The organism is Patescibacteria group bacterium (assembly GCA_028711655.1).
Classification (GTDB): Bacteria; Patescibacteriota; Patescibacteriia; order Patescibacteriales; family JAQTRU01; genus JAQTRU01.
Window position 1 is genome coordinate 1 of record JAQTRU010000026.1, and the last position, 15318, is coordinate 15318.

Here is a 15318-nt window from a genome sequence, read left to right on the forward strand (position 1 = left end):
GAAAAGAAAATTGATAAAAAATAACGGTTTTAAAAAGTAATTGGCGATTGGTAATTAGCAATTGATTTAGAATATGCTAAAATATAATTACCATGAGTTGATTGCTTTTTTATTTAACTTCACCTTAGTTCTCTCCCCCACAAAAAGAGGATATAACTAGCAATCTGGTTTATAATTATTTGTATATTTGTTCCGCCACTTATGTAAAATTATTTGCCCACGGCCCCGCTTTTTAGCGGAGCCTCGCCTTTGGCGGGGCGTGGAGGGCGGGATCCCGCCTCGGCGGTGATAATAAATTTGTAATTTGTAATTATGTATGAAGATATAAAGAAAAAATTTAAAGAGCTCGAAGAAAAGCTGGCTGACCCAAAAGCCATGTCCGGACCCCAAAAACTCGCCGAGGCCAGAAAGCAGTATGCGGAAATGAAGGAAGTGGCGGGAATGGTTTTGGAATTGGAAAAAATAGGCGGACGGATTGAGGAAAACAAAAAAATAGTAAAACAGGAAAAGGAAGGAGAGTTAAAGGAAATGGCGCAGGCGGAACTAGTTGAATTAGAAAAAAAATATGAAGATTTAAAAAACGAAATAGAGGTTAAATTAAAGCCGTCTGACCCGCGGGACAAAAAGAACGTTATTTTGGAAATCCGGGCCGGCACAGGCGGAGACGAATCAGCTCTGTTCGCCGCCAACCTTTTCCGGATGTATTCCCGGTTTGCCGAACGGCAGGGCTGGAAAACGGAAATTTTAAACTCCAACCGCATCGGCATCGGCGGTTTTAAAGAAATCATTTTTGAAATAAAAGGCAAAAACGTTTTTGGCCACTTAAAATACGAGGGCGGCACCCACCGCGTGCAAAGGGTGCCGGAAACGGAGAAACAGGGCCGAATTCATACCTCAACCGCCACGGTGGCGGTTTTACCTGAAGCTGATGAAGTGGATTTGGCGATAAATCCGAACGACATTCGGATTGATACTTTCTGCTCATCCGGACCGGGCGGCCAAAGCGTAAATACGACCTATTCGGCTATACGGGTACTCCACCTCCCTACCGGTTTAATTGTCCAGTGCCAGGACCAAAAATCCCAGCACCAAAACAAAGAAAAAGCTCTGCAGATTCTCCGCTCGCGTCTTTTTGAAAAAGCCGAAGAAGAAAAACGGGAAAAAGATTCAGCGGAGAGAAAGCAGCAATTCGGCCACGGGGAAAGAAGCGATAAGATAAGGACTTATAATTTCCCGCAGGACCGCGTAACCGACCATCGTATCCAGCAAACCTGGCATTCCATTGTCCGGATTATGGACGGAGAAATCGGCGACATCATAAAAGAGCTAAGATCAAAATTGTAAAATCAAAAATAAAAAAAGCCGTCAGGATGGCTTTTTTATATTACTCTTCGTGTCCCATATGGGGCTTAGTCATTCCGACGGCTATATAAAAAGAGCTATAATATTCGACTTTCGGGAGCCGTGATTTGAGGCTTTGCTCACGCGCGAGACTTTCACGGCTCCCTACTGATGATAATATATTATAAATATGGAAATAAAGCAAGCCCTAATAAAAGGAGCAAACCAATTCAAAAGAAATAAGATAAAAAATCCGGCTTTTGAGGCGGAGATTTTATTATCTTATGTTTTGAAGAAAAATCGGGAATTTTTGTTTACCCACCCGGAAAAAAAATTAACATCCAGGCGGATTAAAAATTATCAAAAGCTGGTGGCTAGAAGGTTGAGGGGCGAACCGATCGCTTATTTGACCGGGCAGAAAGAGTTTTACGGCTTAAATTTTTTTGTTAATAAAAATGTTTTAATCCCCCGGCCGGAAACGGAGCTGATGGTGGAAGAGACCCTAAAACGCATAACGCGCAACGTAGAACGCGTAACATTAATAGATGTGGGGACGGGTTCCGGATGTATTATAATCGCTTTAGCCAAAAAAATAAATTTAAGAATTAAAAATTATGATTTAAGAGTGTTGGGCGTGGATATTTCAAAGAAAGCTCTGGTTATAGCCAAAAAAAATGCTAAGTTGCATGGAGTTTACAATAAGATAAAATTCATCCATGGCAATTTACTTAAACCCATTATTCAAAATTCAAAATTCAAAATCTCGGATTCAAAGTTAATAATTCTCGCCAATCTGCCCTATGGCTGGAAAGAGTGGAAAAATAATTGCTCAATGGAAACGCTTGGATTGAAGTTTGAACCGAAAATCGCTTTGTTCACAGGCAGGGACGGGTTGGGATTGTATGAAAAATTTTTTAGGCAAATTAAAAAGTTGCTTAAATTAAAACCGGCTTCCCTCTCCGTTTTTTGCGAATTTGACCCAAGACAAACCAAAAAAATAAAAAAACTCGCGCAGAGAGAACTGCCCGAGGCAAAACTCCAAGTAAAAAAAGACCTGGCCGGCCGTAATCGTTTGGCAATTATGGAGTTTTAATTTATTGAATATTTAGACGGGATTTGATTTAATTTTTGGCTCCGGCCGGGGTCACAACATGAATGCCGGCGGAACCCGACTTTGAGTTTGATTCAAGGTAATAGCTGATGTAATAATTTTTATCAGTTCCCGTGTAGTAATAGCAAAAATTGCTGGATGGGCTGACGGCATATCCGTCAGTATGAATTGAACCAGGCAAGGCTGTCGGCCAAAGCGGGTCAACAGGGGTTGCGACAATCACGCCGGCATCCTGCAAATTTTTTCCCGGTCCGCCGCTAGCCGATAAGCATCCGCCCGAAGAAAGCGGGTAAGCGCCTTGATCGTTCATATACATGGCCAAAGCCCGGCTCAAAACGGCGATGTTGCCGGTTCGGGTAGCGTCACGGGCTTGCATTCTGACAATGTTAAAACTAAAAAGAGCGGCTACGGCGATGAAGCCGATGATTGAAATGACCACTAAAAGTTCAATCAGGGTAAACCCAGCCTGATTTATTTTTTTCATATTGGTATTTTATTGGTAAATTTTTCTAAATTTACTTCGTAATTATTTATCGGGGTAAATTATTTCCAGCTTCGGCTTTACTATTTCTATCCAGATTTTTCCCGGGTTAAGCCTTACTTCTTCTTCGCCGACATAATACCGGGTGCGGGCGGACAGAGTATTTTTTTGCCACTCCCCCTCTTGGCAGCTTCCGTCTAGGCAAATAACAGCTTTGCCCCTGCCCAGAGTTTCAATTTTTAACCGTAATTCTTTATCCAAAACCTCGGTTTCTTGATATTGGATAATAATATTTTTTGCCCGTATTTCCTCATTGCTTTGGCCGTCAAGATGGGCTTCTCCGGCCAAATACCGGATATATTCGTTATTTATTATATCATATTTCCATCTTACCGTGAAATTTGGTGGTTTAAAGCCTATTTCTATATCATCTTTTGGCCCGGCCGCTGGCGGTTCATCTTCTTTGAACCGCCAGCTTAAAAATTTCCCCTCGGTTAGATTTTTGTTTTTCAGATATTCCTCCAAATTGGCCGAGGAGGTAAAAATATTGTAAGGCGCCGGCTTTTGTTTGTCCCGCCAGAAATAAGAGCTTTGATAAAATTCGTCAAAGTCAAAAATATTTTCTCTGTAAATTTTGGCCAAAGCTTCCGGGCTGCCGCCGCAATGGGCAAAAAGAGCCGACAATTCCTTGATCCAATCAATGAAATAAGGCCGGGCGCTTCTGACTGGCCCTATTTTTTCTATTTCTTCCCCGCCGGCAAAAAAAGCTAAATATCTGGTAATTCCCCCTTCGGCTTCGGCCTCATAAACCAGATTGGCTCCTGCCAAACCAAAAACCGGTCGACCGTCAGGATGGTTGTCTATGACCACTCCCGCCGGGAATAAATTTTCCTTTCCGGCCGGAACCGGCTTGCCATCTATGAAACGGGGCAGGCAGCCGGGACAGGCATCTTCTGCCGGCCGGTCGTTCTTTGAAATGCTAAAATTTTGGCCTACTTTATTAAATAAATCGGGGTAAAAAGTAATAAAATAAACAAAAGCTATAAAAGCCAAAACTAAAGACAAAATTATAAAAATATAACAAATCATCCGCCAATTTAAATCAGCGGATTTGCCGTCCTTATTTTTTTCCCCACTTGGAAAGAAAAATTTTTTGAGATTGCTTATAATCATCCTCCTTTGTCCGCGCGCTTTTTAAAAATAAAGATTAAAACATAAACGCAAAAAGGCGCGGGGCTTATTTTAGAGTCTATTCTTTTTTCTTGTCTTCTCCGGATTTTTCGTTTTTTTCTTTTTCCCCCTCTTTTTCTTCTCCGCCGGCTTCTTTCGCCTCTCCTTCAACAGGCGCTTCTTCAACCTCAACTTTCGGCTCAATCACATTAACCACAATATCATTGGTTTCATTAACCAGTTTTATTCCGGCCGGAAGCTTTAAGTCGTTCATTTTTATGGCATCATGAAAATCTTTTAAACCCGATAAATCAACGTCAATGCGGTTGACTAAATCGCCGGGAAGGCATTCAACCTCAACGCTGTCAGCGTCCTTTACTAAGACCGCTCCCAATTCTTTGACTGCCGGAGATTCGCCGGTAAAATTCAAGGGAATTTCCGTCGTAATTTTTTTATTCATGTCAACTTGGTATAAATCAACATGAATAATCGTATTCTTCAGGGGGTCTTTTTGAACTTCTTTTATTAAGGCCTTAACCGGCTTTTCCTGGGAAACCGCCAGGTCAATCAAATTTGATTCTCCGGCCCGGGAGAAAACTTTTTCAAATTCAACTTTTTTTACTTTTAATTCCTTGTTTTCCGAGCTTGGTCCGTAAAGGATCGCCGGAATAAAATTTTGCCGTCTTATTTTTTTTGGTTTTCCCTCTTCCGTGGTTCTGGCCACAGCTTCTAGTTTTATTTCTTTTGTCATATTTATTACGTTACAAATTACAAATCAGTGCGAATATTACAAATATAATACGAAACGTTTTAATGAGAATTTGTAAATTTGTAATGGATTTGTAATTTATAACGTTTAATAATTAATTTTTGACCTGATTATAATGCTTTCTATTATGCCAACTAGGATAAAAATAGAAAGAATGGCGCTGCCCCCATAACTAACAAAAGGCAGGGGTATCCCTACCACGGGCAGAATTCCTATGTTCATACCAATATTAATAAACATTTCTATAAAAATCAAGCCCACCACCCCTAAAATAAAAAATATGCCGAAATCGTTGTTTATTTTCTCTAGGGCGGCCAAGCAGCGGTAAAAAAAGATGGCAAAAAGAAAAATCACCAAAGAAACGCCTAAAAACCCCAATTCTTCGGAAATAACCGCGAAAATAAAGTCATTTTGAGATTCGGGCAGAAATTTTAGCTGGGATTGCGAGCCAAAGCCAAGGCCTCGGCCAAACAGTCCTCCGGCGCCAACAGCGATTATGGCCTGGGCGACATTATACCCTTGTTTTAACGGTTCAAAGGATGGATTTAAGAAAGTAGCTACGCGCTCTTTTTGGTAATCTTTGAAGGAAAACGTCCAAAGCCCGGAAAAAACAACCAAAAGAATCAAAATCACGGCCATAAGATGCTTTTTGCTGAAACCGGCCATAATCACCATCACCAGCCAAATCAAGAGCAGGATTAGGGCTGAACCAAAGTCAGGCTGCAAAAGAATTAAGATTATAAAAAGCAATCCGCCCAAACCGGACAAAATCAAATGTTTCCATGGCCTTAGCTGGGTGGAGAGGATAGAGAAGAAACGGGCCAGAAATATTATTAAAATAATTTTTATGAATTCTACCGGCTGAAAACTCCAAGCGCCCAAAAAAAACCAGCCGCGCGTGCCCCTGACCGTTCTCCCGAAAATCAAAAGCGCAATCAAAGTGACAATTCCCAGAAGATAAAGGTAATTGCTTGAATTTCTCAAAAAGTGGTAATCCAAAAAAGAAAATAAGAACAAAAGAAAAATTCCGGCCCCGATAAAAAAAATTTGCTTTTTAAAATTAAGCAAACTGACTGTTTCCTGGCCCAAGGCGACACTGTAAATTTCCGCCAAGCCAAGGCAGGCAAGCAACAGAACAGACAGAAACAAAATCCAGTCAAAATTTTTTAAATATAATTGAATTTTATTAAGCATCAGCTAGCTATTTATTAGAATTATTAGGATCTTTGGTATTATTATAATTTTTGAGATTACTCTAAATATCCCAATAATCCCAAGAGTCCCCGGAATCTCAAAAATTCTATTTTACTTTTCTTCCCCTATTCCCCCTTCGTATTTAATATAGATATCGTCTTCGAAAATATTGATTTCCGGAATTGTTTTCACGTTGTCAGCGCCGCTTAAGCCGCCCAGCCAACTCATTTCCACTTTTCGCTTTTCTCCGGACATCAATTCCAAAACCGTATACCTGTTTACCCCGACAATTGAATTTCCCCGGTAAAGAAAAATATTCAAAGGGATTTCCCAGTAGTTAAAGGGAGTTTTGTTGGTAATGGAAAATTCCAGGCTGTTCAAATTTAATTTTTCCGACAGGCCGCTTGCTGAAGCCGGAGTGAATTTTACGCCCTCTATATTAAAATCAAAGTGTTCGTCGCGGAAGTTTTTCCAATCGGGAAATTGGCGCGGGTTAACTCTGGCCCAAGAAATTTCTTTTATAGCCAGTGCCAGTCCGGATGGCCTGGCTTTAAAAATTTTGGCTAAGGCCAAAATTGTTTTTGTCTCTTCCGGCAAAATAAAGCTTTGGCCGCAATCCGTTTCCTTATTGTCTGCGGAAAAGCAATAAATAAAATTCGCCCAATGCTTCGGATTCGGATTCCTTATTTCCGCCAAAAGATCATATTTATCTTCGGTAGCTTTCAGAATTTGCGGCGAGGAAAGGATAAGGTCTCGCGGCGCTAATTCCAAAATATAATCATGCCCGACCATCCGCTCCTCAACGATTTGCCTAACCAAAATTTCGTCCTCATTCATGCCTTTGCCAATGTAATAGGCAAACCCGTAAATAGTGTAAGACCAGGAAATTCCAGCTACTATTACCAAAAATATAATTAAAGCCATCCGCAACTTCCTTTTATTCTCAAGCAGCCATAGGCCTAGGGCCAGTTTTTTGTCCGAAGGGCCAAAACTAGACGGATATTGGTTCATATCCGCCCCTTTTTCTTGTTTTTCATTTTTTTCGTTTTCCAAGTTTTTTTCTTCCATATTCTATTCGCCTCGCTTCGCGAAGCTTGTATTTATAGCAATATTTTATCATATTTTCGGGTTGAGAACAAAATATTTTTTTAAACGGCGGTACAGCCAATAAAAAAGCGCGGCGCTTATTAAAATTCGGAAAATATGAAAATAAATTGCCTGTTCCCGGCCGAAGCCAACCGTCAGATTTAAAAAATCAAGGGTAAACCATCTTTCCAGGCTATCGCTTATAAATTTTCCGCGCGTCAATAAAGAATAAACCAAATCCCATAAAACACTGCCGGAAAAACCCGCGGATAAATACAGAATTAAGGTATTCAATCCTGGCTTTATAACCAATAAAACCAGCAACGGCAACAAAAATTGGTTTAGAACCAGCCAAAACAAATGTAAATTCTTGATAAGCCAATCCGGCGTCCGATAAGTCTCGTGTCCCCACAAAGCCGTGTCAACAACCGCTCCGCTCGCCCAAAAGAGAAGTAAAAGGCAAAAAATTAAAATTGACTGCCTGATTTCTTTGTCCATTTTTAAATTATAACACAAATTTTATTTTTTGGCCAAAATTTTTATTGGCAAAGAAAGGGGTTTAATTCACAAAAAAAGCGGCGAGGCAAAAAATTTTGAGTTGGTCCAAGGCCTTATGTCTAAACTAAAATAAGCCGAATCGTTTTTTAAAACCCGCTCCGGTAAAGGGCGGGTTTTTCGCAAAGCCAAAAATTATATTTTGACTAAATTTTAGCGGCGAAGCCGCGAGGCAACCTTTCAATCTTATCCTTGTTGGCTGCGGGACTTGGATTCGAACCAAGATTACTTGAGCCAGAATCAAGCGTCCTACCATTAGACGATCCCGCAAAAATTATTTCACAATTTTTCCGCCAAAGTTTTCTAATAAATCATTCAGCATGTTGCCGTTGGCCGGCCTATCCTCTCCTTCATTGTTTTTCGCCTTTAATTCGCCATTCTCCGCTTCAATTCCCTGCTCGCCATTCGTCCCGCCTCCTCCCCCGGAATTTATTTCCAAGGCCTCGTCAATTATGGCCTCAATTGAAAGAGATAAGCCATAAACTTCGGTTAGGATATTTTCCACCAATCCCTTGATCTGCGGATTGCTGATCCGGTCTTTGTGAAATTTATATTTAAAGGCCAGGCAAAGTTGGCTGCCGGTTATGCCTTTTGGCTGGCAAACGCGCAGGATAAAAGATAAAGAATGGTTGTATTTGCTTACTCTGGCCAAAACTTCGTGCCAGCGATTTTTTATTTCCTCCAGATTCATTCCGGCCGAAGAGACTCCCTGGTTATGAGAAGCCGGACCGGGATTTGCCTTGGGAAAATTTTTGGGCGCGGGCGAGATAATTTTGGCAGGAACCGCTTCTTTGGCCATACAAAGCTCGGTAACAGCCAATTCCATGGGCAATTGGATAATAAAACTGTCCTTTAATTCATTTTTAACCTTTATAAATTTTTCCATAAAGAGGATAAGCTGCTCCAAATTAAGTTCGCGCGAAATTTCATTAATTTTTATTTCTAAATTTTCTCCAAATTCCAGGGCTAAATTTCCAGCGCTGATTTTTCCAAGCATTATTTTCCTCAAAACTTCAATCAGGTCGGAAACAAAAGCGGCCAAATTAACCCCCTCGTCAACTAATTTATTTATTAGCCTGACGGCTCCAGCCGCGTCTTTTTTCGCCAAATAAGCGATTAAATTTATGATTTCGTCCAAATCGCTTCTGGGGATGACTAAATCCGCCTCTTCCTGCGTGATTTCCCGTCCGCCAATAGAAACAATCTGGCCCAGGAGACTTTCCGCGTCGCGCATATATCCTTCTGATTTTCTAGCGATGGCTTCCAGAATCTTTTTATCTATTTTTATCCCTTCTTTATTGACAATATAATTTAATTTCTTCACGACATCAACCACGCTGATGCGCCTAAAATCAAATCTTTGGCAACGGGAAATAATAGTAGTCGGAACTTTATGGACTTCGGTGGTGCAGAGAATAAAAATAACATTAGGCGGCGGCTCTTCCATAATTTTCAGCAAAGCGTTAAAAGCGGAAATGGAAAGCATGTGGACTTCATCAATTATAAAGATTTTGTATTTGCAGCGGGACGGCGCGGTCCGGGCCGAAGTAATGACGTTTTCCCGGACATTATCCACGCCCGTATGGGAAGCCGCGTCTATTTCAATAATATCCAAGCCGCGTCCAGCCGTGATTTCTTGGCAAATTTCGCACTTATTGCAGGGCTCGCTTTCGCCCTCTTTTCTTTTTTGGCAATTAACCGCCTTGGCGATCACCCGAGCCAAAGTTGTTTTTCCAACCGCCCTGGGACCGCAAAAAAGATAAGCGTGCGCAATCCGACCGCTTTGAATTTCATTCTCCAAAGTAATTTTTATATGGTTCTGCCCAACCACTTCGGCAAAATTTTGCGGGCGGTACTTTCTGTATAATGTCGCCATTTTAAAAAAATTAAAGATTAAAAATTAAAAACCAAAAATAGGCTTTTAAAACCTTCTCTTACTTTTCCATTTTACCATTAAATTGGAATAAATCAAGAATATAAAAAACACGCTTTAAAATGCGTGAACATGATAACTTAAAAGCTAATAACTAATAGTTGGCACCTGAGAAATTACTCCCTTTTTCTGATAATATTCTCCACCGCCGCCCATTTGCTCTCGCCGGTTTTTGGTATTAAAATTATGGTTTCGTCGCCCGCTTCGCCTTTAAAATAAGTAACGCTGGCCGGAAGCACTTGCCATTTTTTTCCTTCTTCCGATTCTACTACAAAATCCCCGTCGCCGCTCTTTTTCAACTCTCCCACCACTCTCGCCCTTTCAATCGGGCCGATTTGTTTGTAGATGAAGGTTCCGTTTTGGGTAATAGTGAGCTTCAAAATATCGCCTTCCACCAGTTTTGATTTGGAAGCGTAATTGGCCGGCACGCTGTATTGTTTTCCGTCCGGCCCGATCATATTCTCCCCATCAAAAACCCCTTCAATTATTTTACCGGTCTCTTCTCCGGAAAAAGGAGAAATTTCCCCGTCTTTGGTTTCTTCGCCTATTTGGCTGATGCTAATTCGGCCCGCCTCATCTCCCGGCGCCAAAACAGACAAAATTTCCAGAAACTTATCATTATTTTCTTTTATATTTTCTGCTAATTTTTTTAACAAAACGATTTTGGCCCGGCCGATAATTATTCCCTCCGGGTCTTTTTCTTTCTTAATTCTTTTTTTGTCCGTTTTTTTTTCTTCGGCAAAAGGATTGCCGTCCGAGTCAAGGTTAAACTCCTTATTTTCATCCAGGAATCCGCTTTCTATTTCCAAATCATCGCCGAAAGAATCCGGGCCTTGGTCTTGGTTTTTATTTTTCATATGTTTGTTTTATCCTATAGCTTGCCCTCATATTCTACAAAATTTACATTTTTTTGGCAAGCCGCAAGCCCGGCTAGCCCATTTTGCCTCTTTGCTTGATTTCCGCTTCAATTATATTCCGGTCTTGGCCATATTTAATCCGAGACAGGGCTTTTATCCTTCTGGCCATATCTTCCCGCGCCTCGCCCGGCAAGGGCCATAAAGTTTTCATGGAAAACGGCCGGCTGGCGGCATTATCAATCAAAAGTTTTACATAGGCCGTGAATTTATCAACGTTAATCAAATCGTATTGGTTGAAAACCGGTGAAAATTCTTTTTCCATAGCTTCCGCATCCTCTGATCCGACCTTGAATAAAGCCCAAGTGCCGACATTGCCAAAAACAGCGTCTTTTATAGTTGTATCTTTGTTTTTTACCAGTTGCCCCAAGTATTGGTGGGCAATAATTAAATTAAGCCCGTATTTTCTCGCTTCAGAAAGGATAGAGCAGATTGAATCAGTGGTAAAATTCTGGAACTCATCAATATAAAGATAAAAATCTTTTCTTTTTTCAAGCGGAATATCGGTCCGGGATAAAGCCGCCATTAAAATTTTGCCTATCAAGATCATGCCCAAAAGAAAAGCATTCATCTCCCCTACCCGGCCTTTTGATAAATCAATCAAAAGGATTTTTTGTTTATCCATCAAATCGCGAAAATTAAAAGAGCTTCTCTGCTGCCCGATTATTGGCCTCATTGTATCATTAGAAATAAATTGGGTTAATTTTGAAGTGACATAAGGGACAACATTTGCCAAAGCCGCTTCGCCTCCGGCTTTTTCCGCCTCCTGTTTCCAAAAATCCACTACTGTCGGATCCCCGCAACGCTCCAGTTTCATTTTCCGGAAGGCCGGGTCGGCCAAAACTTTCGGCACTTCCATCAAGGTGGAGCCAGAAGCCGGATCAGCCATAATAAGGAGCAGGGCGTTTCTCATGTATTGTTCAAAAATGGGTCCGCCAGTGGCTTTCAAGTCGTAAAGCTTGTCAAATATCTTTATCATCTCATTAATGACAAAAGTTTTTTGTTCGGGATACTTCGGATCGTAGTCCACCAAATTCAAGGCCAGGGGCCGTTCCAGATCTGCCGGGGAAAACAAAATCACGTCTTCCGCCCGTTCGGGCGGAATGCGGCAGAGAATATCCTGGATTAAATCCCCGTGCGGGTCCAAAACCCCGACACCCTCCCCGTTTATTATGTCCTGAATGGCCAGACTGGCCATAAACTGCGATTTGCCCGTGCCGGATTTACCTATAACGTAAAGATGCCGCCGCCGGTCATCTCTTTTTATTTTCACCTCCTTTTTCACTCCGCGATAAAAATTTTCCCCCAAAATAATTCCCTCATCTGGGAGATTGGAGGGCGCCGGAGCGTATTTCGCCGTAAGCCAGAGAATATTCGGAGTTTCCGTGTGCTTTAAGGGAAAATGAAAAAGAGAAGCCAGTTCCTCGGTATTAAGGAGAAAACTTAATTTTTCCCGAAAGCGGCGATAAATAAAATCATTTATTATTCCGCCCTGGTTGCCCCTGGCCAGCTTATTTTTGAAATTATTCCCATATTCGTAATAATTATATTGCCTTAGAGCGTTAGCCATATTTTCCAGAAACACTCCTGCCTGCCCTTTGTTTTTCGCGCTTACCACAATCCGCAAATTAACATCCAAACCGGCTTTGGCGTTTTTTTCTTCTATCTCTTTGAGCATTTCCTGCTCCAGGGCGGAAGTTTTAGACGCATTATTAAGTTGTTTTTGCCTTTCTAATTCTGTCGGCGGTTTGGCCATTGCCGCAATATCTCCGACTGCCGAGATTGCTTTTGTTATTTTATTCAATTTAAGGGCTTCGGCCATAGATTTGCCGGAAGCCACTTCCCTTACTATGGCTGCGGCTTTTTTATGCCAAACGCCCTTGGCGCTTCGGACAACGTATTGGATAGCGACAGATTCGTCCGCCTCCAGTTTTGACATCGCATTAATAATGGAATTCATCGGGTCGGTTTCCTGCTTACGATAGGTTTTTAGGGGAAAAATAAAACCACGGTCTGTTTTGAGGGAGCCGGCCGCTATTTCTCCTTTTGGAGCAAATACATTATAATCTTCCACTTCCTCAATCACCGCTTCCGGATAGTGCGCGTTTATTTGCTGTTCTAAATAGCGGGCCATTTTCCTGGGCGCGACCGCGTAAAAGCAAATTTTCTTTTCCCGAGCCACGATTTCAAAGGAAAAATGGTCGTCCCGTCCAAGAAGCCAGGGCAGAATTCCCCTTTGCGCCCGCAAACCGCCAATGCCGGCAAAAACCGTTTCACCCTTGGCAATTTCTTCGTGCAGGTGCTGGACATCAAAATCCTCCTCTCTTTCCCCTGGTTTTTCTTTTGGCAAACGGACCAAGAAAATAATCTGATCAAAAATCCGATTGCGGTTGTAGAGAAATTTAATGATTCTAACCAGAAAGAGCAGAAAAAAAAGAACAACAATCGCCCAGATTAAGTAAACCAGCCAAGGCGCTAGCTCCAGGCTTAAATTGGTTGGGGCTGAATAGACGTTTTGTTCCGGGAAACCGTAGTCCATAGAAAAAAATTTAAAAAGCGAACATCCTCGCCTTTCTTGCGTTGATTATCGCTCTTTTAGTTTCATAATTTCGTCAGTTTTTATTTTTGCTTCCTGCTCTAAAAAAAACTTGTTGACCCCGGGAATAATTGAGAGCCACTTTTTTATCAAATAAACTATTTTTTCAGCTTTAACTTTGACTTTCCCTAGTAATTTATTGATTTCTCTCGTCGTGGCTTCGCCCCTGGCTTTGAACTCCCGCTGTTTATCCGCCGGCAGGCTTAAATAAACTTCCTCCATTCCCGTTTCCAGTATTTTCCCTATTTTTTCTTCCCTTTCTTTTCTCCTTGTTTCAGCTTCGCCGATATCAGACAATCCCGCCGCGAACGGAATTGTTTTTGGTTTTTCTTCCGTTCCTTTTCCCTCTTTTTCCGTTAAGGTTTCCCTTCTTTCCGGCGTCATTTCCTTCCCCCCTAACAGAACCGACTCAATTTTTTTTATTTCCCCTTCAACCTTCTCCGGAGTTAAATTTTTATTTTCCGGATTTTCTAATTGTAAATTTTTATCATCAACCATAAATTTGTTATTAGGCTGGTCGCCAGTCTCCGCGCTGGCGACAAACTTTTGATGGTTTGCGAAGGGTTTCCAACTGGTGCGGAGACCAGTTGGCAGCGGCGCTGGCGACAAACTTTTGATGGATTAAAAGAGAAAGGTTTGGTGGTAGGTGTGAAAACCCGCTAGCAACCCGCATTATTTTTCATAATTTAAAATTGCCTCCAGAACTTTTGAATCTTTTTTTAGCGGCTCCATGTATAAAACCTGCGTCCGGACAATATTCATAATCCCCTCCGGACCATGAGTCTCCTGGCCTCTTTTTACCAAGCGCAAACTGCCTGTTTCCTCAATGGTTTTACCGCTCTTCTGCTGGTCATAATTATAATAGACATTTTCCATAATAACCGGATCCGCGGCCACATCTTTAATCTGGCCGTAAAAAGTTTCCCCGTCAACTAATTTTACCGCGTACCAATTACCGGCTTTTACCATATTTTCCTCCCCTCCGCTTTTTCTGAAAAACAAAAAATAAACGGCAATAAGAACCGCCGCCAAGGCAACCGCTACAGCCAATTTCCGGGCCAAAGATTCGTTGATTTTTCTTGCCCTTGGTCGGTTTATTCTGCCGAACTCTTCACCGGAATCTTTAAAGACATTATCAATCTCTTCGGTCCGGCTAGGACTGGCCTTGAGTTTCGGTTTCTCCTTTAAATTTACAGTTTGTTGGAAATCGCTAGGCATAAACTTAATTCCTAATTATCAATTCTTAAATTTTCAATTATCTGCGAATTAATTAATAATTAATTAATTGAAAATTTTATCATCCTAATTTTACTCTGTCGGCGCTTCTGTCGGGTTATCCGCCGGCGCCGTTTCTTCGGCTGGCGCTGGCTCATCAGTTGGTTCGTTATCCCCGGCCGTTTCTTCGGCTGGCGCTGGCTCATCAGTTGGTTCGTTATCCCCGGCCGTTTCTTCGGCTGGCAACTCAATAATCTCCACAATTTCTTCGGCTGGTATGTCCCCCTCCTCTGTTTCACTGCCTGCCTCTTCAGCTTCACAGGCATCGCCAATGCCATCATTGTCGCTATCCAATTGGTCCGGATTATAAATATCCGGACAATTGTCGTCGGCGTTGAAAATATTATCGCCATCAGGATCGTTTTCGCTTATATAATCAAAATAAATTTGGGTTAAGTTATCCGAGCCAACGGGAGACAAATTTGCCTTTCCGGTTGGCGTCTGGCGCAATGATTCAACCGTTACCGGCGAAGAAAGCTCTTCCTTTTTTATCGGTTCATAGCCGGAAAAAACTTTAGCCGCCAAATCCAGGGTGGCGCCGATTAAACCGCTGTATTCGGTTACCGCCAATCTTTTTTCTTCACCGGCGGACCGGGCTTTGGCCTGCGCTCCTTTTAGTTCCCTTACCCTGGCTTCGTACTCTTCTTTTAATTCTTCGGCCAGGTAAATGCCCAAATCAAGTTTTGATTTTTTGGAAACGCGGCGGACGCTTTCCTTGAATTGGTACTGCCAGGCGTTGTCCACCAACAGCAAATCCAAATAAGTGTAAGTGATATAATACATTTCCTCATCCTCCTCTATCTTTTCAATCTTGTAATCCATATCAAAGCTTTCCAAATCCGCCGCCAGCAACAAAGTATTGTCCGTTCCCTCTATGGTGGTTTGTTTTTGGC

Annotated in this window: 14 protein-coding genes and 1 tRNA gene; 2 read left to right on the forward strand and 13 right to left on the reverse strand. The window is 41.8% G+C overall.

What is annotated here, in order from left to right; genetic code table 11:
* Positions 1-312: 312 nt before the first annotated feature.
* Entirely contained in the window at positions 313-1344 is a 1032-nt protein-coding gene (gene prfA / locus PHQ42_03670; GenBank protein MDD5071807.1) for a peptide chain release factor 1, read from the forward strand.
* A 187-nt stretch (positions 1345-1531) separates the two neighbouring features.
* Positions 1532-2434: a peptide chain release factor N(5)-glutamine methyltransferase gene (gene prmC / locus PHQ42_03675; GenBank protein MDD5071808.1), complete on the forward strand. Its 903-nt coding sequence runs from the start codon at positions 1532-1534 to the stop codon at positions 2432-2434.
* A 28-nt stretch (positions 2435-2462) separates the two neighbouring features.
* On the opposite strand, the gene PHQ42_03680 is transcribed toward prmC, so the two are convergent.
* The 13 genes from PHQ42_03680 to PHQ42_03740 form a co-directional block, all read right to left on the reverse strand.
* Positions 2463-2936 carry a type II secretion system protein gene (locus PHQ42_03680; GenBank protein MDD5071809.1) on the reverse strand — a complete coding sequence of 158 codons (474 nt, stop codon included), beginning with the start codon at positions 2934-2936 and terminating at the stop codon, positions 2463-2465.
* A gap of 42 nt (positions 2937-2978) precedes the next feature.
* Positions 2979-3998, reverse strand: coding sequence for a DUF3048 domain-containing protein (locus PHQ42_03685; GenBank protein ID MDD5071810.1), 1020 nt, complete (start codon positions 3996-3998; stop codon positions 2979-2981).
* A gap of 184 nt (positions 3999-4182) precedes the next feature.
* On the reverse strand, positions 4183-4854 hold the full coding sequence (locus PHQ42_03690; protein ID MDD5071811.1) for a 50S ribosomal protein L25: 672 nt from the start codon (positions 4852-4854) through the stop codon (positions 4183-4185).
* A gap of 105 nt (positions 4855-4959) precedes the next feature.
* Positions 4960-6066 (reverse strand): rod shape-determining protein RodA, encoded by a 1107-nt coding sequence (gene rodA, locus PHQ42_03695; protein MDD5071812.1) that lies wholly within the window; start codon positions 6064-6066, stop codon positions 4960-4962.
* 111 nt (positions 6067-6177) lie between these two features.
* Positions 6178-7134 (reverse strand): hypothetical protein, encoded by a 957-nt coding sequence (locus PHQ42_03700; protein MDD5071813.1) that lies wholly within the window; start codon positions 7132-7134, stop codon positions 6178-6180.
* Between the two features lie 48 nt (positions 7135-7182).
* Complete coding sequence (locus PHQ42_03705; GenBank protein MDD5071814.1) at positions 7183-7650, reverse strand: hypothetical protein; 468 nt, start codon at positions 7648-7650, stop codon at positions 7183-7185.
* Between the two features lie 253 nt (positions 7651-7903).
* Positions 7904-7977 (reverse strand) — tRNA-Gln (locus tag PHQ42_03710).
* A gap of 4 nt (positions 7978-7981) precedes the next feature.
* Positions 7982-9583 carry a DNA polymerase III subunit gamma/tau gene (gene dnaX, locus PHQ42_03715; GenBank protein MDD5071815.1) on the reverse strand — a complete coding sequence of 534 codons (1602 nt, stop codon included), beginning with the start codon at positions 9581-9583 and terminating at the stop codon, positions 7982-7984.
* A 173-nt stretch (positions 9584-9756) separates the two neighbouring features.
* Positions 9757-10497, reverse strand: a complete 741-nt coding sequence (locus PHQ42_03720; GenBank protein ID MDD5071816.1) for a hypothetical protein — start codon at positions 10495-10497, stop codon at positions 9757-9759.
* 73 nt (positions 10498-10570) lie between these two features.
* On the reverse strand, positions 10571-13093 hold the full coding sequence (locus tag PHQ42_03725; protein ID MDD5071817.1) for a type IV secretion system DNA-binding domain-containing protein: 2523 nt from the start codon (positions 13091-13093) through the stop codon (positions 10571-10573).
* 45 nt (positions 13094-13138) lie between these two features.
* Positions 13139-13648, reverse strand: a complete 510-nt coding sequence (locus tag PHQ42_03730; GenBank protein ID MDD5071818.1) for a hypothetical protein — start codon at positions 13646-13648, stop codon at positions 13139-13141.
* A 174-nt stretch (positions 13649-13822) separates the two neighbouring features.
* The gene (locus tag PHQ42_03735; protein MDD5071819.1) at positions 13823-14368 is read right to left on the reverse strand and encodes a hypothetical protein; all 546 of its coding nucleotides are present in this window, start codon (positions 14366-14368) and stop codon (positions 13823-13825) included.
* A gap of 90 nt (positions 14369-14458) precedes the next feature.
* A partial coding sequence (locus PHQ42_03740) for a hypothetical protein (protein ID MDD5071820.1) occupies positions 14459-15318 on the reverse strand: 860 nt, incomplete at its 5' end.

Bases quoted from the DNA above. Each gene is read 5' to 3' on its own strand.
- PHQ42_03725 (MDD5071817.1), bottom strand. From the start codon at position 13,093: ATGGACTACGGTTTCCCGGAACAAAACGTCTATTCAGCCCCAACCAAT.
- PHQ42_03720 (MDD5071816.1), bottom strand. From the start codon at position 10,497: ATGAAAAATAAAAACCAAGACCAAGGCCCGGATTCTTTCGGCGATGAT.
- dnaX (MDD5071815.1), bottom strand. From the start codon at position 9,583: ATGGCGACATTATACAGAAAGTACCGCCCGCAAAATTTTGCCGAAGTG.
- PHQ42_03680 (MDD5071809.1), bottom strand. From the start codon at position 2,936: ATGAAAAAAATAAATCAGGCTGGGTTTACCCTGATTGAACTTTTAGTG.
- prmC (MDD5071808.1), top strand. From the start codon at position 1,532: ATGGAAATAAAGCAAGCCCTAATAAAAGGAGCAAACCAATTCAAAAGA.
- PHQ42_03700 (MDD5071813.1), bottom strand. From the start codon at position 7,134: ATGGAAGAAAAAAACTTGGAAAACGAAAAAAATGAAAAACAAGAAAAA.
- PHQ42_03735 (MDD5071819.1), bottom strand. From the start codon at position 14,368: ATGCCTAGCGATTTCCAACAAACTGTAAATTTAAAGGAGAAACCGAAA.
- PHQ42_03705 (MDD5071814.1), bottom strand. From the start codon at position 7,650: ATGGACAAAGAAATCAGGCAGTCAATTTTAATTTTTTGCCTTTTACTT.
- PHQ42_03730 (MDD5071818.1), bottom strand. From the start codon at position 13,648: ATGGTTGATGATAAAAATTTACAATTAGAAAATCCGGAAAATAAAAAT.
- rodA (MDD5071812.1), bottom strand. From the start codon at position 6,066: ATGCTTAATAAAATTCAATTATATTTAAAAAATTTTGACTGGATTTTG.
- PHQ42_03690 (MDD5071811.1), bottom strand. From the start codon at position 4,854: ATGACAAAAGAAATAAAACTAGAAGCTGTGGCCAGAACCACGGAAGAG.
- prfA (MDD5071807.1), top strand. From the start codon at position 313: ATGTATGAAGATATAAAGAAAAAATTTAAAGAGCTCGAAGAAAAGCTG.